The organism is Caulobacter sp. GW821-FHT10A06, assembly GCF_059415805.1.
In genome coordinates this window covers 312253-333023 of record NZ_JBWKNY010000005.1, presented here as the reverse complement: position 1 = coordinate 333023, position 20771 = coordinate 312253, and the positions used below count along the sequence as shown (strand labels likewise).

The following is a 20771-nucleotide window of genomic DNA, read 5'->3' as shown; positions in this document are numbered from 1 at the left end:
TTGGACCGAGGGTCGTCGCGCGAGAGCGTGTCCACCCTAACTCTGAATAGCCCGCCTTGGAGTCAGATTTCTCTCTCTCCGCGGCGGACCCGCTTCGCTGCGCTCGACCCGTTACGCCCCTCACGAGGACCAAGGCCACCGGAAGGATCGTTTCGAAGCGCGGGCAACCGACGCCCTGTTACGGGCTCCGGTCTTACCGCAATGTTAGAATTGCGGCTGTGGTCCTTTGGCAACCCCTTTTCGCACCGTCAAGGGGATCATGTGGGCACAAAATCGTCGTAGATGGCCCGCACCCCCGCCCTTTGCCGCGCCGCACAAAAGGGTTTTCTGGAAAAAGGGGCGGTTTTTCCCTGGCAACGAGAAAAACCATGCTGCACTGCAGCAAGGCAACAAAACATCGGTCGATGAAGAAAGGCGCCCGCCGACTTGGCAGATGGGGCCGCGGACCGAACGGTCAACCGTCGTCATGACGGAAAAACGACAACGCGAACGGCCCAGCTTCAGGACGCCCGCAAAGCGATCGCTTCCAGATCGGAAGAAGAAGGGAAGGTGGTGCCTGAGACCGGATTCGAACCAGTGACACGCGGATTTTCAATCCGCTGCTCTACCAACTGAGCTACTCAGGCATCTTGCGTTCGGCGGTCGAAACCGCTTCGGCGACCTCGCTGTGCAGCGAGGAGCCGGGTCTATAGGTGAGGCCGGATTGGTTGTCCAGCGCCCTTTTTCATTCTCTGTGGATGTCTTCCGAAGAGAGATTCCCTGAGGGATTCTCATCGTCGTCCTCGCCGCCCGGAACGACATAGCGGTCGCTCAGCCAGCGCTGCAGGTCGACGTCGGCGCAACGCTTGGAGCAGAAGGGGCGGAAGGCGGTTTCAACCGGCTTGCCGCAAATAGCGCAGCCCGTGCTCATGCGGCGGACACCTCTATGCGCTCGATCGCGAAGTCGGATCGAGATTCGATGATGAAGCGGCGACCCAGGCGCTCGGCGACGCCGGCGTCCAGTTCGGCCGCGAAGGCCTCGGCGACGGCCGGGGCGCAAGCCGCGGTCAGGCGACCGCCGGGATCCGCCCTGCCCTCCCGCTCAAGGGCGCGCGCCAGCTTGCGCGCCGCGTAGCGGGGATTCGTCTCCCCGTTTCGGGTCAGCAGCCGGTCGAGAATCGGCGGCGCGCGGCGCGGCACGATCATTTCCAGCGTCCCGAACTTGCTGATCGCCCCGATTCCCACGCCCGGATTGTCCGGCGCGAACAGGTTTCGAGCGGCCGTGGTCAGGGCCTGGCCATCATGGCCGCGCCCCACCAGGTCGAAAATGATGATTCCCCCGAGCCCTTTCAGGCGCAGGACCCGCGAAGCGACGCTCAGCGCGGCCATGTTGGCCTGGCGCGAGGCCCGCTTCGAATCGGTCGCTTCCCGCGCGCCCAGGTCGACGTCGACGGTGGTCAGGGCGCGGGTGGTCTCCACGGCGATGTCGCCGCCGCCCGGCAGGGCGAAGACGATGGCCAGGGCGTCAGCCTCGGCCTCCTCGACGGCCGCCAGGGCCTTCTCGCCGGTGGTGGGCGACCCGGCCTTCACATGGTGGCGCAGCAGCGCCTCAATGGTCGGGGCGGTGTCGATCACCCGCGGCTCGCCCTGCCCTTCGGCGACGAAGCGGGCTACGGCGGCCTTGTCCTGGCGCGAGGCGGTCTTGATCTCGATCTCGACCACGCCGCCCTCGACCAGCCTGGGCATGTCGGGCCGGATCGGCAGCAGCACGTCCTGGCCGCCTGGCAGGGCCACGAAGGCCGAGGCGAAGGTCTTCTCGACCGACTTGATGCGGGCAACGCCACGCACGCCCTCGGCGTCCAGCGGATCGTCGGAGGGCCAGGAGACGAACAGGCGCTCAGGGCGGCCGTCCAGGGTCACGACCCCAACGGTCTCGCCGACGCCCTTGTAGAGGTAGGCCCGGCGCTCAACGGGGGCCTTGGCGGCCTTGTGGTCAGGTTTAGCGTTCACGGCCGATATCCCAGGCCCGAGAGCAGGTTCAGCGTCTCATACAGCGGCAAACCGACGACGCTGGGATAGGAGCCCTGCAGCTCGGTGATGAAGCCGCCCGCCAGGCCCTGGACGCCGTAGCCGCCCGCCTTGCCCTGCCACTGGCCGCTGGCGACGTAGCCGTCTCGCTCGGCGTCGGTCAGGCGTTTGAAGCCGACCTTGGTCTCGACCAGGCGCGAGCCCTCTCGGCCATCGGGCGCGATCAGGGCCACGCCGGTCAGGACCTTGTGGTTCCGGCCCGACAGCAGCTTGAGGCAGTAAAGGACGTCGGCCTCGGTCTCGGCCTTGGGCAGGATGCGCCGGCCGACGGCCACCACCGTATCGGCGGCCAGGATGAAGTCGCCCGGCGCGCGGGCGGCGACGGCGCGCGCCTTCTCTTGCGCCAGGCGCAGGGCGTGGCGGCGCGGGGTCTCGTCGCGCAGAGGAGATTCGTCGATGTCGGCGGGATCGACCCGGTCGGGCGTGACGCCGACCTGGGCCAGCAGGTCGAAGCGGCGCGGGCTCGCGCTGGCCAGCACCAGCGCCGGCTGGGCGGCCGTCGTCGAAGCCATCGCCGTCCTACTTGAAGCGGTAGGTGATACGGCCCTTGGTCAGGTCGTACGGGGTCATCTCGACCAGGACCTTGTCGCCAGCCAGCACGCGGATGCGGTTCTTGCGCATCTTGCCGGCGGTGTGGGCGATGATCTCGTGTGCGTTCTCGAGGGTCACCCGGAAGGTGGCGTTCGGCAGCAATTCGCTGACCGTACCGGGAAACTCGAGCAGTTCTTCCTTAGCCATCAGGCCTCTCAAATGGAGCGAATCGAACAGCCGCGAGCCCTCGTCCGACATCGAGTCAGAACGAGGCCATTCGCGGCGAGGCGCCTCTATAACGCATTCACCCCCCAAACGTCGATGGCGCACCGAAACGTCGCTTGATAGCCTCGGCCAGGGTGTCACGAACCTCCCTGTACGCCTCAAGTCGGGCCTCACGCGAACCGTCCGTCAACGTCGGATCGTGGGTGGGCCAGTACTCGATCTCGACCGAGCGATCGCGCGACAGCTCCACGGCCCGGTGCTGGGCCTCGGGGGTCAAGGAAACGACGACGTCGAAGCTGTCGTCCTCCAGCTGGGCGAAGGTCTTGGGTTTGTGGTCCGAGACGTCCAGGCCCAACTCGTCCATGACCACAACGACAAAGGGGTCGATCCCCTCCCCCGCCGGGTCCGGCTTCAGCCCGCAGGAATCGACGAAGGCCCGCGTGCCGTAGAAGCGCTTGAACAGCCCCTCGGCCATCGGCGAGCGCACGCGGTTGTAGTTGCAGGTGAACAGCACCGCATCGGGCAGCAGGTCCGACACCGACCTAGCCCCGCCAGTGCAGCGCGCAGATCAGGGTGAACAGGCGGCGGGCGGTGTCCAGGTCGGTCTTGACCTTACCCTCCAGCCGCTCGCGCAGCAGGCCCGAGCCCTCGTTGTGCAGGCCGCGCCGGCCCATGTCCAAGGCCTCGATCTGCTGCGGCGTCGAGTTGCGGATCGCCGAGTAGTAGCTGTCGCAGATCAGGAAGTAGTCCTTGATCACGCCCCGAAACGGCGACAGCGACAGCAGGTGCCGGCGCTCGTAAGCGGGCCCCTTGATGTCGAAGGCCAGGCGGTTCTCGATCAGCGACAGGCGGATGTCGTACGGCCCGCCGCCCGCCTCGGCCGGTTCGAAATAGTTGCTCTCCAGGAGGTCGAAGATCGCGACCTGGCGCTCCTGCTCCTGGTCGCGCGAGGCCGCCGCGAGGCTGTCCTCGTCGATCTCGATCGACTTGATGCTGTGGCTGGTGTCGCTGCTCATCTGCGCTGACGTTGGCGTGTCAGTCGGCGGAAGGCAACCGGATCGACGCGGATAGGGCGTGAGCCGGCAGACCCTCGGCCTTGGCCAGGGCCACGGTGTGCGGTCCCAGGATGCCGAACGAGGCCGCGTCGCATTTCACGATCGAGGTGCGCTTGATGAAGTCGTAGATCGACAGACCCGACTGGAAGCGCGCCGCGCGGCTGGTCGGCAGCACGTGGTTGGAGCCGGCCACATAGTCGCCGATGGCTTCCGGCGTCACGCGGCCCAGGAAGATCGCACCGGCGTGACGCACGCGGTCCGACAGAGCTTCCGGATTGTCGAGGGCGAACTCGACGTGTTCGGGCGCGATGGCGTCGACCAGGGCCGGGCTCTCGTCCAGCGGCGCGATGATCACCGCGCCGTGGTCGCGCCACGAGGTGGCGGCGTCCTCGCCGGTGGCCAGGGTCTTGAGGCGTTCAATCACGGCGGCCTCGACGGCGGCGGCGAAGGCCTCGTCGTCGGTGATCAGGATCGACTGGGCGGCCGGGTCGTGCTCGGCCTGGCTGAGCAGGTCGGCGGCGATCCAGTCGGGATTGTTCTTGTTGTCGGCGACCACGACGATCTCGGACGGGCCGGCCAGGGCGTCGATGCCGACCACGCCGTACAGCCGGCGCTTGGCGGCGGTGACATAGGCGTTGCCGGGGCCAACGATCTTGTCGACCGGCTGGATCGGGCCAGCGCCATAGGCCAGCGCGGCGACGGCCTGGGCTCCGCCCACGCGCCAGATCTCGGTGACGCCGGCTTCCTTGGCGGCGGCCAGCACGGCGGGCTGCAGCTTGCCGGGCGGGGTGACCATGGCGATGCGGTCGACGCCGGCCACCTGGGCGGGCACGGCGTTCATCAGCACGGTCGAAGGATAGGCCGCGCGGCCGCCAGGGACATAGACGCCCACGGCCTCCAGCGGCGTCCAGCGCCAGCCCAGCTCGACGCCGGCCTCGTCGGTCCAGGCCTGGTCGGCCGGCCGCTGGCGGCTGTGATAGGCGCGGATGCGGGCGGCGGCGAAGGCGATGGCCTCGCGCACGTCGACGGCGGTGTCGGCCCAGCCCTGCTCGATCTCGTCGGCGGTGACGCGGATCGTCTCGGCGGTCAGCTCGACCTTGTCGAACTTGCGGCTGTAGTCGAGCACGGCGTCGATGCCGTGGGTCCTCACCGCTTCCAGCACTTCCGCGGCGGCGGCGTCGACATCGGCCGGCGAGCCACGACGCTCGTCGAGAAAGGCCTTGAAGGCGGCCTGGAAATCCGGGGCGGTGAAGGAGAAACGGCGCATGGCCGCTTAAATGCGGCTTTTACGGCGGCAAGCAAGTGAGAAAGCCTAAGGGCGCCTTCGCATCATCACCCCGTACACCGTCGCCGCGATCGCCAGGCCCACGAACCAGGCGTAGGTGTAGAGCCCCGTCCAGAACGCCCCTACCCCACCGAACAGGTGCGGCGCGGCCGCCGCCAGGAAGCCCGGCAGGTTCGGCAGCACGCCCAGCACCAGGGCCACGATCGCCGCGACGTTCCAGCCGCCGCGGTATGCATAGGCCCCGTCCTTGGCGTAGAGATCGTCCACGACAAGTTGCGCCTTCCGCACGATCCAGTAGTCGACGATCAGGATCCCCGCGATCGGCCCCAGCAGCGCGCCGTAACCGACCAGCCAGGTGAAGATGTAGCCCTGGGTGGTCTCCAAGAGCTTCCACGGCATGATCAGCACGCCGATGCCGGCCGTGATCCAGCCGCCGATGCGGTAGGTGATCCTGGACGGCCACAGCGCTGAGAAGTCATAGGCCGGCCCGACCAGGTTGGCGGCGATGTTGCAGCACACAGTGTCCAGACTGATGATCAGCAGGCCCACGACCACGGCGATGCCGCCGATGTCGCCGGCCAGCTGCACCGGATCCCAGATCGCCTTGCCGAACACGATGACGGTGGCCGAGGTCGTCACTACGCTGACCAGGGCCAGCAGGCCCATCGGCGCCGGCAGGCCCACGGCCTGACCGATGATCTGGTCGGATTGGGCGCGGGCGAAGCGGGTGAAGTCGGGGATGTTCAAGGCGAGCGTCGCCCAGAACCCGACCATGGCTGTCAGGGCCGGCGCGAAGACGCTCCAGAACTGACCCGCCTTGGCGCCACCTTCGACGAAGGCCGAGGGTTGGTGGAAGATCGGCCCCAGGCCGCCCGCCTTGCTGACCGCCCACCAGACCATCAGGCCGCAGATCAAGATCTTGATCGGCGCGGTCCAGGTCTCGAGCTTGCGCACCGCCGTCAGGCCCTTGGTGACGAACAGCAGCTGGATGGCCCAGAAGGCGAAGAAAGCCAGCAGCTGGCCCAGGCCGATGCCCAGCAGCGGCAGCGGCGCGCCCTCCAGCTTCTTGCCGACGATCACGCCCAGCAGGGTCAAGAGCGCCCCGCCGCCGATCCAGGTCTGGATGCCGTACCAGCCGCAGGCGACGACGGCCCGCGCCACGGCCGGGATCCGCGCGCCCTTCCAACCGAACGAAGCGCGGGCCAGCACCGCATAGGGCACGCCCCAGCGCGCGCCGGCGTGGCCGATCAGCAGCATCGGAACCAGCACGACCAGATTGCCCAGCAGCACGGTCGCCACCGCCTGCCCCGCCGACATCCCCTGCTCGATCAGGCCCGAGGCCAGCATGTAGGCCGGCACGCAGATGACCATGCCCAGCCACAGCGCCGCGAAGTGGCGCCAGCGCCAATTGCGCTGCGCCTCGCTGGTCGGGGCCAGGTCTTCGTTCCACAGGTCGCTGTCGGGCGTGCTCATGCGGCGAAGCTTAGGGCGGGTTCGCGCGAGATAGCAATCAGCCGAACAGCGTTCGCTCACCCATCAACAAATCATGTCTTCCTAGGCCTTGTGCCTAGGACCCATGGGTCAGCTGGCTCGACTCCTCCCGAGGGGACGCCGTACGTCGCGGCGCGCGCCCTTCCACTCCGAGCAAGCGGATCCATGGGTCCTAGGCACAAGGCCTAGGAAGGCGGGGTTTGTTTAGCTCAGCGCCGCGTAGGCCAGCGTCGCCAGGCCCGCGCAGAACACGAAGCTCAGCACGACCAGCGTGGCTCGGCCCCAGTCGAAGCACGGCCCGCCATGCCGCAGCACGGGCGGCTCAGGCTTGGAGATGTCGCACGAACGGAAGAAAACCGGCTGGGCTTCGCCAGCCGCATAGGACGACTTCCGGGCCATCGAGGGCCTCCCTAGACGATCGCGCCTCTGGTGGGCGCATGGCGTTAACCTAACGCCGCTCGCGTCTCAGGAGAATTGGCCCAGCGATCACTACCGCGTGGGACGAATCCCCGGCGCCGGCCCTGCTCGTCGAAAGATCAGAAAAAAGGCGCCGCTCAGGGATTGAGCAGGCGCCTAATTCCCAAGCGGCGTATCAGTCCGCGTGGCCCGGTGTCCGGGGTGTGGCCCAAGGATCCGAGACGTCGGCCAAGGCCACGTCCAGACAGTCGACCGAAACCCGCATGTCGCCGCCGCCCGAGAAGGTCAGCACCACCAGGCCGGCGGGCGCTTCCTCGGCCGGCTCGAAGCCGATCGACATCAGCGAGACCACCGCGCCCTTGGCGTCGCGGCGCAGATTGCGCGCCTGGACGCCCGAGACGTCGCCGAACTGCAGGGCCGAACGCACGCGCTCGCCCTTCTTGCCGGCCCCTTCCCAGCGGAAGCGGTTGCAGGCGATGGTCAGGGTGCGGCTCTGCGCGTCCCAACGGATGTCGCCGATCTTGGCCACGGCGTCCTGAAGGGCGGCCGACAGCACGCCCAGGTCGTCGGCGTCTTGAGCCAGCAGGCGCAGGGGCTTGGGGTCCGCCATCGTCTAGAGCTCCGGCTCGCCGTCGCCCTTGATGCGACGGACCTGAGCGCCGCAAGCGCCCAGCTTCTCTTCGAGACGCTCGAAGCCGCGGTCCAGGTGATAGATGCGGCTGACCGTGGTCTCGCCGCGCGCGACCAGGCCGGCGATCACCAGGCTGACCGAAGCGCGCAGGTCGGTGGCCATCACCTCGGCGCCTTCCAGCTGCTCGACACCGCGCACGCGGGCCTCGCCGCCCGAGACCGAGATGTCGGCGCCCAGGCGCATCAGCTCGGGGGCGTGCATGAAGCGGTTTTCGAAGATGGTCTCGCGGATGCGGCTCTCGCCGTTCGCGGTGGTCATCAGGGCCATGAACTGGGCTTGCAGGTCGGTGGCGAAACCCGGGAACGGCGCGGTCTCGATGTCGACGGCGTTCAGGCGCGAACCGTTGCGGCGGATGATGCAGCCGTCGGCGGTGTGCTCGACGCCGGCCCCGGCTTCTTCCAGCTTGGTGAGCAGGCTGTCGATCAGACCCGGACGGGCATTGGTCAGGCGCACTTCACCGCCGGCCATGGCGGCGGCGACGGCGTAGGTGCCCATCTCGATCCGGTCGGGGATCACCGCATGGGTCGCGCCGTGCAGGCGGGCGACGCCGGTGATGGTCACCGTCGGCGTGCCCGCGCCCTCGACCTTGGCGCCCATGGCGTTGAGGCATTCCTGCAGGTCGACCAGTTCCGGCTCGCAGGCAGCGTTGTGGATCACCGAGACGCCGTCGGCCAGCACGGCGGCCAGCATGGCGTGCTCAGTCGCGCCCACCGACACGATCGGGAAGTGGATCTCCGCGCCCTTCAGGCCGCGCGGGGCCTGGGCGTAGACATAGCCTTCGTGCAGGTCGATCTTGGCGCCCAGGGCTTCCAGCGCCTGCAGGTGCAGATCAACGGGACGCGCGCCGATGGTGCAGCCGCCCGGCAGCGAGACCTTGGCCTGGCCCGAACGGGCGACCAGCGGACCCAGCACGTTGAACGAGGCGCGCATCTGGCGGACCAGGTCGTAGGGCGCGAAGCCGCTGGTGATCTCGGCCGCATGCAACAGGGTCTGCTGGCCGTCGGGACCGTCACTCTCGGTAACCGCGACGCCCAGGCGCGACAGCAGCTTGCCCAGGAAGCGCGTATCCGCCAGGCGCGGCATATTCGTCAGGCGCAGCGGCTCATCCGTGAGCAGGCTGGCCGCCATCAGCTTGATGGCAGAGTTCTTGGCGCCGCTGACCGGGATCGACCCGTTCAGCCGCGCGCCGCCGGTGATGGCGATGCGATCCATTCAAGTCCCTCGAACGCGCGGAGGTGGGGGTCGCCGCGCGGTCCACATGTGAGGGGCGGGTTCTATCCGTTGCAAGAGGGCTTGCAAGGGCTCCACATCGAAATTGCCCTGTTAAATCGGGGCCGACAGGTCGTAGGGACGCTCGTCGTCGGGCCAGCGCAGGTCGTGGGTCGCGCCGGCGATGTCCAGGGCGACCTGGGCCATGTCGATCGCCTTGCGCAGCGCCGAGAGGCCGTCGCGCCCGAAGGCGGCCTTGCCGTGCTCGGTGTCGAACTGGCCGCCGTCGCCCGCCAGCCGCACCGCGACCGCCCAGCCCTCGCCTTCCGGATTCGGAAACGGCGCCGACAGCTCGACCGTCAAATCGACGCGGCTACCGTCGCGGTGAGTTATCCCCAGCAAGCTTCGAACGACGTTATACGGCTTGGGCGCGGCTTCGGCAGCGGCGGTCGCAAGGTCGGCATCCCCGCCAGAACTCCCACGGGCCGCGGCTTTCCGCTTACGGAGGTTGGTTCTGAGCGCTTCGGCGAGCTTGGCTTCGCGGGTCGTCTTGTCGTCGCTGATCGGCATGCGCACGGGGTGCGGCGACAAAGTTCTGCGGTCAAGGCGATTTAGGGCTTTGCATCCGCGATTCTCCTCGCTATACGCCCCTCCTCTTCGCCGCGGTAGCTCAGTGGTAGAGCGCATCCTTGGTAAGGCTGAGGTCCAGGGTTCGAGTCCCTGTCGTGGCACCATGGGGATCCAAGCACAGCTTGGATCCCCACCATTCCGAAGAGATTTCCAACATTTAGGCGTTTAGTCGCGCACCTTCACGAAGGTGGCGATGTGCGCCGCGCTTGAGACCGGATGCTGGTGCTGCGGCCCGTGGCCGGCGTTGGGATAGGTGAGCAGTTGCAAGGTCGGCAGCTGATCGTTCAGGGCGTACCAGTTCTCGACCGGGCAGATCAGGTCGTGGTCGCCGCCGATGTGCAGGATCGGGATCGTCGTCGATTTCAGGATCGCCAGGATCGGCGGCGCCGGGAACGGATTGGCCTTGGGCGCATCGCCCAGGTTCTGCGCGGCCCACTTGTAGGGCACCGCTGGAGCACGCTCCCCTTTTCGGGCGGCGATGCGGTCGTGGCTGGCCTTGGCGGCGGCGCGGCTGGCGGGCGAATTGGGCTCGAAGAACAGGATCACCTCGTCCTCGAAGTCGTTCTCGCGCGCGGCAGCCTCATAGAACAAGGGCTCGGCGAGCTTGGCGACCGGTCCGGGCGGCGTGGTGCCAACCAGGACCAGGTGGCTGATCTTGTCCGGAAAGATCGACAGTGCCGCCTGGGCCGCGATGCCGCCCAGCGACCAGCCCAGCAGCACCACCGATTTCAGCTTCAGCGCCGCGATCAGGTCGCCGGCGTCCTTGGCCCAGGCGAACGGGTTGAGGGTCGGCTCGCCGGTCGAGAAGCCCAGGCCCGAATAGTCGAAGGTGATGACCTGGAAGCCCTGCCGGGCCAGGCTGTCCAGGAACAGCGGATCCCAGTCGTCGATCGTTCCCCGGAAGCGGGTGCACAGCACCAGGGGCTGGCCGGTTCCGATACTGCGGTAGGCCAGCTTGCGGCCACCCACGTCGATGTGCTGGGTCGGGGCGTCTACAGCGCGGGTCGCTGCCCGTGCGGGATTAGCGAGCCCGGCGGCGAGCACGCCGACCAGGGCCGAGCCCAGCAGACCGCGTCGGCCGGTGGTGATGCCTTGCAAAGCCATGTCGATCCTCACGCGGTCAGGTGCTGGCGGAAGAAGGCTTGGGTGCGGCCGTTGGCGGTCAGGGCGTCGGTCTCGTCGTAGTGATCGCCGCCGGGCCGGGCGAAGGCGTGGTTGCGGCCCGGATAGACGTGGATCTCGATCTCGGGATTGCCGCTCAGCCCATCGACGATCGTCTGGCGGGCTTCGTGGCCGATATATTCGTCCTCGCCGGCCAGGTGCATCAGCAGCGGACACTCGACCTTGCCGCCCTCGCCGACATAGCGCCCGGCGCCGCCGGGATAGTAGACGACCGCCGCGTCGGGTTGCCCCCGCGCCGCGCCCAGGAAGGTCAGCAGGCCGCCCAGGCAGTAGCCGGTCAGCCCGACCTTGCCGTTGCCGCCGCCCAGCGCCTTGGCGGCGGCGATGGTGCGCAGGATGTCGTCCGCGCCCTGGTCGAAGTCGTAGCGGCCGTAATAGTCGAAGCCCTTCTTCCAGTTGGCCTCGGTATGCTCCGACAGCGACAGGCCCGGCTCGAAGCGCCAGAACAGGTCAGGGCAGACGGCGATATAGCCCTGCACCGCGTACTCGGCCGCGATCTGGCGGATGCCGGCATTGACGCCGAAGATCTCCTGCAGGACCACGATGACCGGCGCGGGACCGGGATCGTCCGGGCGCACGACAAGCGCGGTGAACCGGCCATCGCCGGCCTCGATGGTCAGGGTTTCGTCCATGGTCTTGGGCTCCTTTGCGGGAGCCTCCAGACTGCGACGCGGGTCGGCGCGGCGATTGAACGAAGTCGCAGTGAGTTTAGGCCCGACGGCCCGCCTCGGCGATCGTCCGCCAACGGATAGACCTCGCCGTCCGTCGCAAACATTTCACATAAAACCCGGGCCTAAACCTGTCCCCGACGGCGGCCCAGCGCCCTCTCCCCGGCCGACGATCGCGGGGAACCCTCCCCGTCCCGTCACCAGAACCGCAAGGGATCGGGGCCATGAAAAAAGCCATCAAGTTCAACCTTCTGACCACCACGGCGCTGTCCGTCGCCCTGCTGGGCGCGGCGCAAGCCCATGCGGCCGACGCGGCTGCCCCCGCGCTGGCGCCGGCCGCCGAGCCGGCCGCGGACGAGATCGACGCGATCGTCGTCACCGGCTTCCGCGACAGCCTGATGCACGCCCGCGACCTGAAGCGTAAGGCCGTCGGCGCCGTCGACGTGATCGTCTCCGAAGACATCGCCGCCTTCCCCGACCTGAACCTGGCGGAATCGCTGCAGCGCATCCCCGGCGTGACCATCTCGCGCGACAGCGGCGAAGGCCGTCAGATCACCCTGCGCGGCCTGGGTCCCGACTTCACCCGCACCCAGCTGAACGGCATGGAAGTGCTGGGCAACACCGCCTCGGGCATGGACAACCGTGGCGGCGTCAGCCGTTCTCGCGCCTTCGACTTCAGCCTGTTCGCCTCGGAACTGTTCAACCGCGTGACGGTGCAGAAGTCGTACGCGGCCGAGCAGGACGAAGGCGGCATCGGCGGCACCGTGCAACTGCAGACCGCCAAGCCGTTCGACTATGCCGGCTTCAAGGCCGTGCTGTCGGCCAAGGCCCAGCGCAACAGCAACGCCGACGACAAGGTCACCCCGCGCGTGGTCGGCCTGATCTCGAACCGCTGGGGCAATTTCGGCGCCCTGGCCTCGATCGCCTATGGTGAGAACGACTCCAACGAGTTCGGCTATCGCAGCTTCAACTGGGGCGCCATCCGTGGCAACGCCGCCAACATCGGTCCGGGCGTCAGCGCCGCCGACGCCGCCAAGCTGACGGCCGCCACCCCGACCATCTTCGCCCCGCAGGCCAACACCTATTCGACCTGGTTCGATCACCGCAAGCGCCTGGGCGCGACCGTGGCCCTGCAATACAAGGGCGACAAGCTGAACGTCGACTTCGACGGTCTGTACAGCCAGCTGGAAAACAGCCGCCAGAACTTCTCGCTGGCCACCTCGGGCATCAACAGCCTGACCGGCAACATCACCGGCACCCAGGTGATGCAGAGCGCCGTCATCCAGGGTAACACCCTGATGGCCGCCAGCTACACCGGCGTCGATATCCGCAGCGAGTTCAACCGCGAGGAAGACAAGACCAAGTTCTACCAGCTGGGTCTGAGCGGCTCGTACCAGGCCACCGACAAGCTGCTGCTGACCGGCCTGGTCGGCTACTCGAAGTCGACCTACGCCCTGCCGGTCTTCGACAAGGTGTTCCTGGAATCCAAGAACTACGCCTTCAGCTTCGACGACCGTCCCAGCATGCCGGTCAACACCTACGGCGCGGGCGTGACCGATCCGGCCAAGTGGGACCTGATGCGGATGGACACCCAGGAAAACAAGATCGCCTCGGAGTACACCAACGCCAAGTTCGACGGCGACTACGCCCTGAACGAGACCTCCAGCTTCAAGGGCGGTGTCTCATACAAGAAGTTCAAGAACTTCGGCGCGCAGTGGGGCGACAAGCAGTTCCGGAATGTCCCGGCCAACACCGTCATCCCCAACAACCTGAAGATGGTCGTGCCCTTCAAGTCGCTGGGCGCCTACATCGTCGGCGACGTCGATCCGGTCTACGCCCTGATCGGCCAGACGCGTGACCTGGAAGCCCAGGGCGCCAAGTTCGCCACCCCCGGCACCAACTACACGGTGACCGAGGAGACCAAGGCGGCCTATCTGCAGTACGACCTGAACACCGAGATCTTGGGCAAGGGCGTGCGCGCCAACGCCGGCGTCCGCTACTATTCGACCGAGCTCAGCTCGGACGGCATGCTGAACACCGGCACCAGCCTCCAGCCCGTGTCGATCAAGCACAAGTACAACGGCTGGCTGCCCGCCCTAAACGTGGCCGTCGACGTCAACGAAGGCATGGTCGTCCGTTTCAGCGCCAACCGCGACATCAGCCGCCCAGCCCTGGGCGACCTGGCCGCCGCCGGCTCGCTGACCACCGCTCCGTTCGGCGGCACGATCAGCACCGGCAACCCGAACCTGACGCCCTTCACCTCGGACTCGATCGAAGGCTCGCTGGAGTTCTACGACGGCAAGGTCGGCTCGTTCACGGTCGGCGTCTTCTACAAGAAGTTGACGTCGTTCATCACGTCGCAGACCAGCATCATGCCGTACTCGCAGACCGGCTTCCCGCTGTCGTTCCTGCTGCCGGGCCAGGACGGCTCGATCCTGTACAATGTCAGCCGCCCGGTGAACGGCCCCGGCGCCGACATCCAGGGCCTGGAAGTCGCGTTCCAGCGTGACTTCACGTTCCTGCCGGCGCCGTTCGACCACCTGGGCGTCGTGGCCAACGGCACCTATGCCGACGGCTCCTCGCCGGTGATCATCAGCGGCCAGTCGGTGACCCTGCCGCTGTTCCAGCTGTCGAAGTACTCGGCCAACGCCACGATCTACTACGAGACCGACAAGTGGGGCATGCGCCTGTCGACCGCCTATCGGGACAAGTACCTGACCGGCGCCGGCGGCAACGGCAACATCGGCGACGGCTACAAGGCGACGAACAACATCGACTTCGCCGCCCACTACAACCTGCTGTCGGGCCTGAAGCTGACCGTTGAAGGCATCAACCTCTCCAACGAGCACAGCATCCAGTGGACCGACGTCGCCGCCCAGCGGACCACGGTCAATGTCAGCAGCGGTCGCACCATCCTGATCGGCGCGACCTACGAGTTCTAATCCCTCTATCGATCCCCTGAACTTGGGGCCGCCGTCCTTCCCGGACGGCGGCCTTCTTTTTTGCGTTGCCCCCTTTTCGTTGCCTTGGGGCCACGCCCGGGCGGTCCAATCACTCCGTCCACAGAACCTTCAAATTACTGACATGCGCCGTTTGTAGGGGTTCGCCCAGGCGCCGGAAGCTTTGCTGGTCGCCGTTGTGAGGACCCTGATGGCGGCACGGCGCGCCTGGCTGTCGCGTTCGGGTTCGGTATTGGCCGGCGCGATGCTGGCCTTCACCGCCGTCGCGCCCGCGCGGGCCGAGGCGCCGCGCCGCTTCGCCATCGAGGGCGGCGACCTGTCCCGCGCGCTGAGCAGCTTTTCCCGCCAGGCCGACGTGCCGGTCATGACCCTGGCCGACATCCGCCATCGCACCAGCCGGGGCGTGCGCGGCCTGCTGACGCCCGGCCAGGCGCTGGAGCGGCTGATCGACGGCCAGAACCTGCGCGCCGTGGCGGCCGGCGGCGGCTATGTCCTGCGCGAGGCCTCGCCGCTGGGCGCGCCGCCCCCTGCCCCGCCCGCGCGCCACGCGCCGCCGCCCGAGGCCGCGACCCAGGTCGACGCCGTCGTCGTCACCGGCTTTCGCGAGACCATGCAGCACGCCCGCGACCTGAAGCGCGCCGTGGCCGGCGACCAGGAGGTGATCCTGGCCGAGGACATCGCCGCCTTCCCGGACCTGAACCTGGCCGAGTCCCTGCAGCGCGTGCCCGGCATGACCATCTCGCGCGACACCGGCGAGGGTCGCCAGATCGCCCTGCGGGGCCTGGGCCCCGACTTCACCCGCGCCCAGTTGAACGGCATGGAGGTCTCGGCCTCGACCGCCTCGGGCATGGACAATCGTGGCTCGGTCAGCCGCACACGCGCCTTCGACTATTCGATCTTCGCCAGCGAGCTCTTCAACAAGGTCACGGTCTGGAAGTCGTACGCCGCCGACCAGGACGAGGGCGGCATCGGCGGCACGGTCGAGCTGCGCACGGCCAAGCCGTTCGACTATGCGGGCGACAAGCTGGCCTTCTCGGCCAAGGCCCTGACCAACAGCGCCACGGGCGCGGTCAGCCCGCGCTTCGCGGCCCTGGCCTCCAAGCGCTGGGGCGATGTCGGGGCGCTGGTCTCGGTGGCCTACAGCGAGAACGACGCCAACGAGTACGGCTATCGCAACTGGGGCTGGACGCCGGTCACCTTCGGCGCGGCCAATATCGGGCCGGGCTTGGATCCCAGCGTCGCCAGCCGCCTGATCAACGGGACCGGTGCCAATCGGGTCGTCATGCCGGTGGCGGCCACCTATTCGACCTGGTTCGACCACCGCGCGCGCCTGGGCGTCACCCTGGCCTTGCAATACGAGCCGGGCGACCGGCTGAAGCTGGGCGCCGACCTGCTTTACGGTCGCCTCTCCAACGATCGCGACGAGTTCTCGCTGGCCGCCGCCGGCGACAACCCGCTGACCGGCGACGTCAAGGGCACCCAGCGCCTGCGCGCCGCCGATATCCGCGGCAACAGCCTGGTTTATGCCGACTATTCCAGCGGCGTGGACCTGCGCAGCGAGCACAAGCGCTCGGAGGACTCGACGGTCTTCCTGCAAGGCGCGCTCAGCGGCGAGTGGCAGGCCGCCGACCGCCTGCGCCTGCGCGCCATGGCCGGCTATTCGAAGTCCGACTTCGAGGGGCCGGTGTTCGACAAGATCTTCCTGCAGGCCAGCAACAAGGCCTTCAGCTACGACCTGCGCGGCGCCGACGCGGCGGCCAGCAGCACCTACGGCTTCGACCCGGCTGATCCGGCACAATGGAGCCTGATGCGCGCCGACACCCGCGAGGACCAGGTCGTCAACCAGTTCACCACCGGCCGGCTCGACTTCGACTATCGGGCCGCCCCGACGCTGACGATCGAGGGCGGCGTCCAGTACAAGGCGTTCCGCAACGACGGCTATACGCGGCGCGCCCGCACCGACTATCCGACCGGCGGCCCCGCGCCCCAGGCGGTGAAGGAACTGATCTTCGAGAAGTCGCTGCGGCCCTATATCGTCGGCGACATCGAGGCGACCTTCGCGCGCCTCAATGTGCCCCGCGACCTCAGCGCGGCCGACGACATGCCGGGCTCGGACTATTCGATCACCGAGAAGACCTGGGCCGCCTATCTGCTGGCGCGCGCCAGCGGCTTCGTGGGCGATCGCAGCTGGCGCGGAGACCTGGGTTTGCGCTGGTACGCCACCGACCTGACCTCGGCGGGGATGGTCAACACCGGGACCAAGCTGGAGCCGGCGGTGCTGCACAGCACCTATGACGGCGTGCTGCCGGCCCTGAACCTCGCCCTGGACGTCAGCCCCTCGGTGGTGGCGCGCGTCTCGGTCAACCGCAACATCAGCCGCCCCAGCCTCTCGGACCTGCGGGCGGCCGGCAACGTCAACTCCGCGCCGTTCGGCGGCACCATCTCGGCCGGCAACCCCAACCTGCGCCCGTTCCTGGCCGACGCCATCGAGGGGGCGCTGGAGGTCTATCAGGGCCGCCAGGGCTATTTTGCCGTCAGCCTGTTCTACAAGCGGATGGACTCGTTCATCACCACGGCCAGCAACTCGGTCACCTACGGCTCGACCGGCTATCCGCTGGAGTTCCTGTCGCCCGGCAATGGCCCCGACACGATCTACGGCTTCGTGCGGCCGGTGAACGGCGACGGCGCCTCGATCCGAGGGATCGAGCTGGCCGTGCAGCGCGACTTCGACTTCCTGCCCGCCCCGTTCGACGGCCTGGGTTTCGTCGGCAACGTCACCCGCGCCGCCGGTCGCTCCAACGTGCTGATCGACGACGTCTCGATCATGCTGGACCTGTTCCAGCTGTCGAAATGGACCTCGAACGCCACGCTCTATTACGAGACCAAGCGCTGGGGCGCGCGGGTCTCGTCGGCCTATCGCTCTGGCTATCTGGACGGCGCCGGCGGCAGCGGCTCGATCGGCTCGGGCTACAAGGCCAGCAACAACATCGACTTCGCCGCCCACTACAACACCGCCGGCGGTCTGCGGATCGTGGTCGAGGGCGTGAACCTGACCAACGCGCCGATCACCCAGTTCTCCGACCTCACCGACAAGCGCCTGACCGCCCGCACGGTCAGCGGCCGCACCTTCACGCTCGGCGTGACCTACGAGTTCTGACGCCGCATGCGGAAAAGCATCTTCTCCCTGTCCCCGTTCGGTCGTCCCGCGCCTCTACCCGACATGGACGCGCGCACGACCATGCCGACCGGAAGCGCCATGACCGACATCATCGCGGTGCTGCGGCCCCACGAGCGCAAGCTCGCGGCCTATATCGTGCGCCGGTCCAAGGACCCCGGCCGCGCCGAGGACATTCTGCAGGAGACCTTCCTCACCGTGATGCGCCAGGCCCAGAAGCAGGAGATCACCCAGCCGCTGGCCTACGCCTACCGTGTGGCGGACTCGCTGATCTATGCGCAGGCAAGGCGTGACAAACGCGAGTCGCCGATCGGCGACGAGGACTTCGGCTGCGACCTGCCCTTGCCCGACGCGGTGCTGGAGCACAAGCAGCGGGCCGCGGTGTTCGAGAAGGCGCTGAAGCGCCTGTCGCCCCTGCGCCGCGACATCTTCATCCGCCGTCACATCGACGGCCAGTCCAGACAAGCCATCGCCGACGATCTCCGGATCAATGTCGAGGCGGTCAAGAAACACCTCGTGCGGGCCATGGCCGAACTGGCCGGCGCGATGCAGGACGCGGCGGTCAACGCCGCGCGAGAAGGGAGCGGCCGCGATGCGCGCTAACGACAACTGGCGTCTGCCGTCCGAGGACGAGCTGGAGATCGCCGCCGACTGGGTCGACCGCCTGCCCGAGCTGACGCCCGACGAGCGCCAGGCGCTGGAGGCCTGGCTGGCCGGTGGTCCCGGCCGCGCCGCCGCCTTCGGCCTGATGCGCGACACCCAGCGCGACACCGCCCTGCTGGACGCCGCCGAGCGCGTGCGCGCCGCGCCGGTCGCCAAGCGCTCGATGCGCCTGGGCCTGATCGCCGCCGGCGTGGCCCTGGTCGCTGGTCTGTCGGCCGTGGTCTTGGTTCGCCCCTATCTCGCTGGCGTCGAAGCGCCTCAGGAGTTCGCCACCCCGCTGGGCCAGCGCGCCGAGCACCAGCTCAGCGACAAGTCCGTCGTCACCCTGGCCGCCGACAGCGGCGTGTCGGTGCGTTACAGCCGCGGCGCGCGCGACATCGCCTTGACCAAGGGCGACGCGGTGTTCGACGTGACCAAGGACGCCAAGCGTCCGTTCCGCGTCCAGGCCGGCGACACCCAGGTGACCGCCGTCGGCACCACCTTCGAGGTCGAGCTGGTCAGCGACGCGGTGCAGGTCCGCGTGTTCGACGGCGTGGTCCGGGTCAATCGCGACGGCGCCGAGCGCCGGGTCGGCAAGGGCGAGTGGCTGATGCTGGCCTCGAACCGCGCCCCGGTCGCCGGTCGCCTGGAGGCCGATAGCTACCAGGCCTGGCGCTCGGACTGGCTGGACGCCGACGGCCTGCCGCTGAAGTACGTGATCGCCCGCCTGAACCGCTACACGACCCAGAGCGTGGCCCTGCACGATCCTGGCCTGGGCGAACTGAAGGTCACCGGCCGCTTCAAGCTGGACCGGCCGACCGAGTCCCTGACCATGATCGCCGCCCTGCTGGACATGAAGGCCCATCCCGAGGGCCGCCGCGTCTACCTGACGCCGCGCAAGGACCCCGCGACCTAGGCCGGCGTCAGCTCGATCAGCACGATGTCGTTGGCGCGCATGGGCAGGTTGACCATGGCCTCGCCCCGCACGGCGACGACCTTGTCGATCTCGGGCCGGTCCCGGGTCAGGCCCTCCAGCTGGCGTTGCTGATCGGCGGTCAGGGTCTTGGGCAGGCCCATTTCGATATAGGCGCTGTAGGCGTCGTTGGCGCGATAGCCGGTGCGGCGCGTGCGCAAGCGGTAGCGGCCAGGCTTCAGCCCCGCCACCCGCAGCTTCAACGGCTCGACGTCGAAGGTCGGATGCAGGCGCTGGTAGAAGGGCCGGTTGCTCACCTTCTGGTCCGGCTGGCGCCAGGCATAGGCCAGTACCGTCACCCGTTCGCCGTCGCGCGACGCGAAGACCTGATCGTCGGTGGTCGCCAGAGCCTGGCCCTTGATGGCGTTCAGGTACTTGTAGGCGAACCAGGCAGGCTTCCTGATCCCCTGCGGGTTCATCAGGCCAAAGCCGCCCTCAAACGGCTTGGTCGGCGGGCCGGGCTCTTCGAACAGGTCGGTATAGGTCCAGTAGCTCATGCCCTGGACCAGCCCTTGCGTACGCCGCAGTTTTTCCAGGATGTAGGCGGCGCTGACATAGCTGTCGTGGACGCTGTCGCGCGGCGTGTAGCTGGTGCTCCACTCGGTGAAGTACAGCGGCAGGCCGGGAAAGGCGGAAGCCTCGATCTGCTCGCGCACTCGCCGCACGTCGCCGACGATGGCGTCGGGCGAGGCCGACAGCTTGGTGTCCTGCTCGCCCTTCTCGTCCAGGAACCCGCCCTCGACGCCATAGGTGTGGGTGGTGACGAAGTCGACGGCCGCGCCGCTGGCCTTCACATGGGCCAGGAACTCCGGAACCCAGGCCGCGCCGGCCGTCGAGGGACCGCCGACGCGCAAGGCCGGGTCGATCGCCTTGATGGCCCGCGCGGTGACGTCATAGAGTTCGAAATAGGCCGCCTGGTCGGCCTTCTCCCAGAAGCCGTCCAGGTTGGGCTCGTTCCAGACCTCGAAGAACCAGGTCCTCACCTCGGCCTCGCCATAGCGCTGGCGCACGTGCCGGACGAAGGCGTCGATCAAGTCGCGCCAGGGCCCCAGATGTGGGTGGCTGGTGTTGCCCTTCCAATAGAAGATCGTCAGGTCCGAGGTCTTCATCGCCTCGGGCGTGAAGCCCAGCTCGACGAACGGCTTGATCCCCTTGGCCAACAGGGCGTCGTACAGCTGGTCCAGCTTGGTCCAGTCGTAGACGATTTTGCCGTCCTGGACCTTCACCGTGCCCAGCACGTCGTGGAACACCGCGTGGAAGCGGATGTAGCGGAAGCCCAGCTCGTCGACCGTGGTCTTCAGCTGGGCCTGGCTGTCGTCGCGGATCAGGGTGCCGGGATAGTCCGAGCCGATCGACAGGTCGAAGAAGCGGTCGACCGGGCCGGTGGTCTTGGCCACGTCCAGCGCGATCACGCGCGGCACGGGCGCGGCCTGGGCCATCATCGGCAGGCTGGAGATGGCGGCCAGCAGGGCGCGGCGCGACAGGCGCATGATGTTCCCTTCCCTCTTCGTTGAGAGCAGGGCTACACGGCCATGATAGCGCTATCAATGCCTATTGTAGGACAATTACA

Annotated in this window: 19 protein-coding genes and 2 tRNA genes; 5 read left to right on the top strand and 16 right to left on the bottom strand. The window is 67.9% G+C overall.

Annotation, left to right across the window (positions count from 1 at the left end; translation table 11 throughout):
* Nucleotides 1-550: 550 nt before the first annotated feature.
* The 13 genes from AC07NF_RS16335 to AC07NF_RS16275 form a co-directional block, all read right to left on the bottom strand.
* A tRNA-Phe gene (locus AC07NF_RS16335) sits at nucleotides 551-626 on the bottom strand.
* A 98-nt stretch (nucleotides 627-724) separates the two neighbouring features.
* On the bottom strand, nucleotides 725-910 hold the full coding sequence (locus AC07NF_RS16330) for a DNA gyrase inhibitor YacG (protein ID WP_494628944.1): 186 nt from the start codon (nucleotides 908-910) through the stop codon (nucleotides 725-727).
* Nucleotides 907-1989, bottom strand: a complete 1083-nt coding sequence (locus tag AC07NF_RS16325) for a ribonuclease E/G (protein ID WP_494628945.1) — start codon at nucleotides 1987-1989, stop codon at nucleotides 907-909. Before AC07NF_RS16325 ends, AC07NF_RS16330 begins: the two co-directional genes overlap by 4 nt.
* Nucleotides 1986-2579, bottom strand: a complete 594-nt coding sequence (locus AC07NF_RS16320) for a Maf family protein (RefSeq protein ID WP_494628946.1) — start codon at nucleotides 2577-2579, stop codon at nucleotides 1986-1988. The genes AC07NF_RS16325 and AC07NF_RS16320 overlap by 4 nt, the downstream gene beginning before the upstream one ends.
* Before the next feature lie 7 nt (nucleotides 2580-2586).
* On the bottom strand, nucleotides 2587-2805 hold the full coding sequence (gene infA, locus AC07NF_RS16315) for a translation initiation factor IF-1 (RefSeq protein ID WP_035044427.1): 219 nt from the start codon (nucleotides 2803-2805) through the stop codon (nucleotides 2587-2589).
* Between the two features lie 97 nt (nucleotides 2806-2902).
* Nucleotides 2903-3361, bottom strand: coding sequence for an arsenate reductase/protein-tyrosine-phosphatase family protein (locus tag AC07NF_RS16310; protein WP_494628947.1), 459 nt, complete (start codon nucleotides 3359-3361; stop codon nucleotides 2903-2905).
* 4 nt (nucleotides 3362-3365) lie between these two features.
* Nucleotides 3366-3839 (bottom strand): UPF0262 family protein, encoded by a 474-nt coding sequence (locus tag AC07NF_RS16305; RefSeq protein ID WP_492812591.1) that lies wholly within the window; start codon nucleotides 3837-3839, stop codon nucleotides 3366-3368.
* Between the two features lie 19 nt (nucleotides 3840-3858).
* Nucleotides 3859-5145 carry a histidinol dehydrogenase gene (gene hisD, locus AC07NF_RS16300; RefSeq protein ID WP_494628948.1) on the bottom strand — a complete coding sequence of 429 codons (1287 nt, stop codon included), beginning with the start codon at nucleotides 5143-5145 and terminating at the stop codon, nucleotides 3859-3861.
* Between the two features lie 45 nt (nucleotides 5146-5190).
* A complete protein-coding gene (locus AC07NF_RS16295; protein WP_494628949.1) occupies nucleotides 5191-6636 on the bottom strand; it encodes an NCS1 family nucleobase:cation symporter-1 in 1446 nt (481 codons plus the stop codon).
* 222 nt (nucleotides 6637-6858) lie between these two features.
* Nucleotides 6859-7053, bottom strand: a complete 195-nt coding sequence (locus AC07NF_RS16290; protein WP_295107763.1) for a hypothetical protein — start codon at nucleotides 7051-7053, stop codon at nucleotides 6859-6861.
* Nucleotides 7054-7246: 193 nt separating this feature from the next.
* Nucleotides 7247-7681 carry a DUF2948 family protein gene (locus AC07NF_RS16285; RefSeq protein ID WP_494628950.1) on the bottom strand — a complete coding sequence of 145 codons (435 nt, stop codon included), beginning with the start codon at nucleotides 7679-7681 and terminating at the stop codon, nucleotides 7247-7249.
* Nucleotides 7682-7684: 3 nt separating this feature from the next.
* Nucleotides 7685-8974 (bottom strand): UDP-N-acetylglucosamine 1-carboxyvinyltransferase, encoded by a 1290-nt coding sequence (gene murA / locus AC07NF_RS16280; protein WP_454717213.1) that lies wholly within the window; start codon nucleotides 8972-8974, stop codon nucleotides 7685-7687.
* A gap of 111 nt (nucleotides 8975-9085) precedes the next feature.
* Entirely contained in the window at nucleotides 9086-9541 is a 456-nt protein-coding gene (locus tag AC07NF_RS16275) for a hypothetical protein (RefSeq protein ID WP_494629432.1), read from the bottom strand.
* A gap of 89 nt (nucleotides 9542-9630) precedes the next feature.
* Here AC07NF_RS16275 and AC07NF_RS16270 point away from each other — a divergent pair.
* Nucleotides 9631-9705, top strand: a tRNA-Thr gene (locus AC07NF_RS16270).
* A gap of 61 nt (nucleotides 9706-9766) precedes the next feature.
* Here AC07NF_RS16270 and AC07NF_RS16265 read toward each other — a convergent pair.
* Together AC07NF_RS16265 and AC07NF_RS16260 are read right to left on the bottom strand one after the other, a co-directional pair.
* A complete protein-coding gene (locus AC07NF_RS16265; protein WP_494628951.1) occupies nucleotides 9767-10705 on the bottom strand; it encodes an alpha/beta fold hydrolase in 939 nt (312 codons plus the stop codon).
* A gap of 8 nt (nucleotides 10706-10713) precedes the next feature.
* Nucleotides 10714-11415, bottom strand: a complete 702-nt coding sequence (locus tag AC07NF_RS16260; RefSeq protein ID WP_494628952.1) for a dienelactone hydrolase family protein — start codon at nucleotides 11413-11415, stop codon at nucleotides 10714-10716.
* A gap of 260 nt (nucleotides 11416-11675) precedes the next feature.
* Between AC07NF_RS16260 and AC07NF_RS16255 the strand changes: the two genes are divergently transcribed.
* The 4 genes from AC07NF_RS16255 (at nucleotide 11676) to AC07NF_RS16240 (ending at nucleotide 19144) form a co-directional block, all read left to right on the top strand.
* Complete coding sequence (locus tag AC07NF_RS16255) at nucleotides 11676-14393, top strand: TonB-dependent receptor (protein WP_494628953.1); 2718 nt, start codon at nucleotides 11676-11678, stop codon at nucleotides 14391-14393.
* A 208-nt stretch (nucleotides 14394-14601) separates the two neighbouring features.
* Nucleotides 14602-17568: a TonB-dependent receptor gene (locus tag AC07NF_RS16250; RefSeq protein WP_494628954.1), complete on the top strand. Its 2967-nt coding sequence runs from the start codon at nucleotides 14602-14604 to the stop codon at nucleotides 17566-17568.
* 99 nt (nucleotides 17569-17667) lie between these two features.
* Nucleotides 17668-18189, top strand: a complete 522-nt coding sequence (locus AC07NF_RS16245; RefSeq protein ID WP_494628955.1) for an RNA polymerase sigma factor — start codon at nucleotides 17668-17670, stop codon at nucleotides 18187-18189.
* Nucleotides 18179-19144 carry a FecR domain-containing protein gene (locus tag AC07NF_RS16240; protein WP_494628956.1) on the top strand — a complete coding sequence of 322 codons (966 nt, stop codon included), beginning with the start codon at nucleotides 18179-18181 and terminating at the stop codon, nucleotides 19142-19144. The genes AC07NF_RS16245 and AC07NF_RS16240 overlap by 11 nt, the downstream gene beginning before the upstream one ends.
* Here AC07NF_RS16240 and AC07NF_RS16235 read toward each other — a convergent pair.
* Nucleotides 19141-20640: a GH39 family glycosyl hydrolase gene (locus tag AC07NF_RS16235; RefSeq protein WP_494629434.1), complete on the bottom strand. Its 1500-nt coding sequence runs from the start codon at nucleotides 20638-20640 to the stop codon at nucleotides 19141-19143. The two genes, AC07NF_RS16240 and AC07NF_RS16235, sit on opposite strands and share 4 nt — an antisense overlap.
* Between the last annotated feature and the right edge of the window lie 131 nt (nucleotides 20641-20771).

Bases quoted from the DNA above. Each gene is read 5' to 3' on its own strand.
- AC07NF_RS16275 (WP_494629432.1), bottom strand. From the start codon at position 9,541: ATGCCGATCAGCGACGACAAGACGACCCGCGAAGCCAAGCTCGCCGAA.
- AC07NF_RS16235 (WP_494629434.1), bottom strand. From the start codon at position 20,640: ATGGCCCAGGCCGCGCCCGTGCCGCGCGTGATCGCGCTGGACGTGGCC.
- hisD (WP_494628948.1), bottom strand. From the start codon at position 5,145: ATGCGCCGTTTCTCCTTCACCGCCCCGGATTTCCAGGCCGCCTTCAAG.
- AC07NF_RS16240 (WP_494628956.1), top strand. From the start codon at position 18,179: ATGCGCGCTAACGACAACTGGCGTCTGCCGTCCGAGGACGAGCTGGAG.
- AC07NF_RS16255 (WP_494628953.1), top strand. From the start codon at position 11,676: ATGAAAAAAGCCATCAAGTTCAACCTTCTGACCACCACGGCGCTGTCC.
- AC07NF_RS16295 (WP_494628949.1), bottom strand. From the start codon at position 6,636: ATGAGCACGCCCGACAGCGACCTGTGGAACGAAGACCTGGCCCCGACC.
- AC07NF_RS16285 (WP_494628950.1), bottom strand. From the start codon at position 7,681: ATGGCGGACCCCAAGCCCCTGCGCCTGCTGGCTCAAGACGCCGACGAC.
- AC07NF_RS16260 (WP_494628952.1), bottom strand. From the start codon at position 11,415: ATGGACGAAACCCTGACCATCGAGGCCGGCGATGGCCGGTTCACCGCG.
- infA (WP_035044427.1), bottom strand. From the start codon at position 2,805: ATGGCTAAGGAAGAACTGCTCGAGTTTCCCGGTACGGTCAGCGAATTG.
- AC07NF_RS16320 (WP_494628946.1), bottom strand. From the start codon at position 2,579: ATGGCTTCGACGACGGCCGCCCAGCCGGCGCTGGTGCTGGCCAGCGCG.
- AC07NF_RS16330 (WP_494628944.1), bottom strand. From the start codon at position 910: ATGAGCACGGGCTGCGCTATTTGCGGCAAGCCGGTTGAAACCGCCTTC.
- AC07NF_RS16245 (WP_494628955.1), top strand. From the start codon at position 17,668: ATGACCGACATCATCGCGGTGCTGCGGCCCCACGAGCGCAAGCTCGCG.
- AC07NF_RS16265 (WP_494628951.1), bottom strand. From the start codon at position 10,705: ATGGCTTTGCAAGGCATCACCACCGGCCGACGCGGTCTGCTGGGCTCG.
- AC07NF_RS16290 (WP_295107763.1), bottom strand. From the start codon at position 7,053: ATGGCCCGGAAGTCGTCCTATGCGGCTGGCGAAGCCCAGCCGGTTTTC.
- murA (WP_454717213.1), bottom strand. From the start codon at position 8,974: ATGGATCGCATCGCCATCACCGGCGGCGCGCGGCTGAACGGGTCGATC.
- AC07NF_RS16305 (WP_492812591.1), bottom strand. From the start codon at position 3,839: ATGAGCAGCGACACCAGCCACAGCATCAAGTCGATCGAGATCGACGAG.
- AC07NF_RS16250 (WP_494628954.1), top strand. From the start codon at position 14,602: ATGGCGGCACGGCGCGCCTGGCTGTCGCGTTCGGGTTCGGTATTGGCC.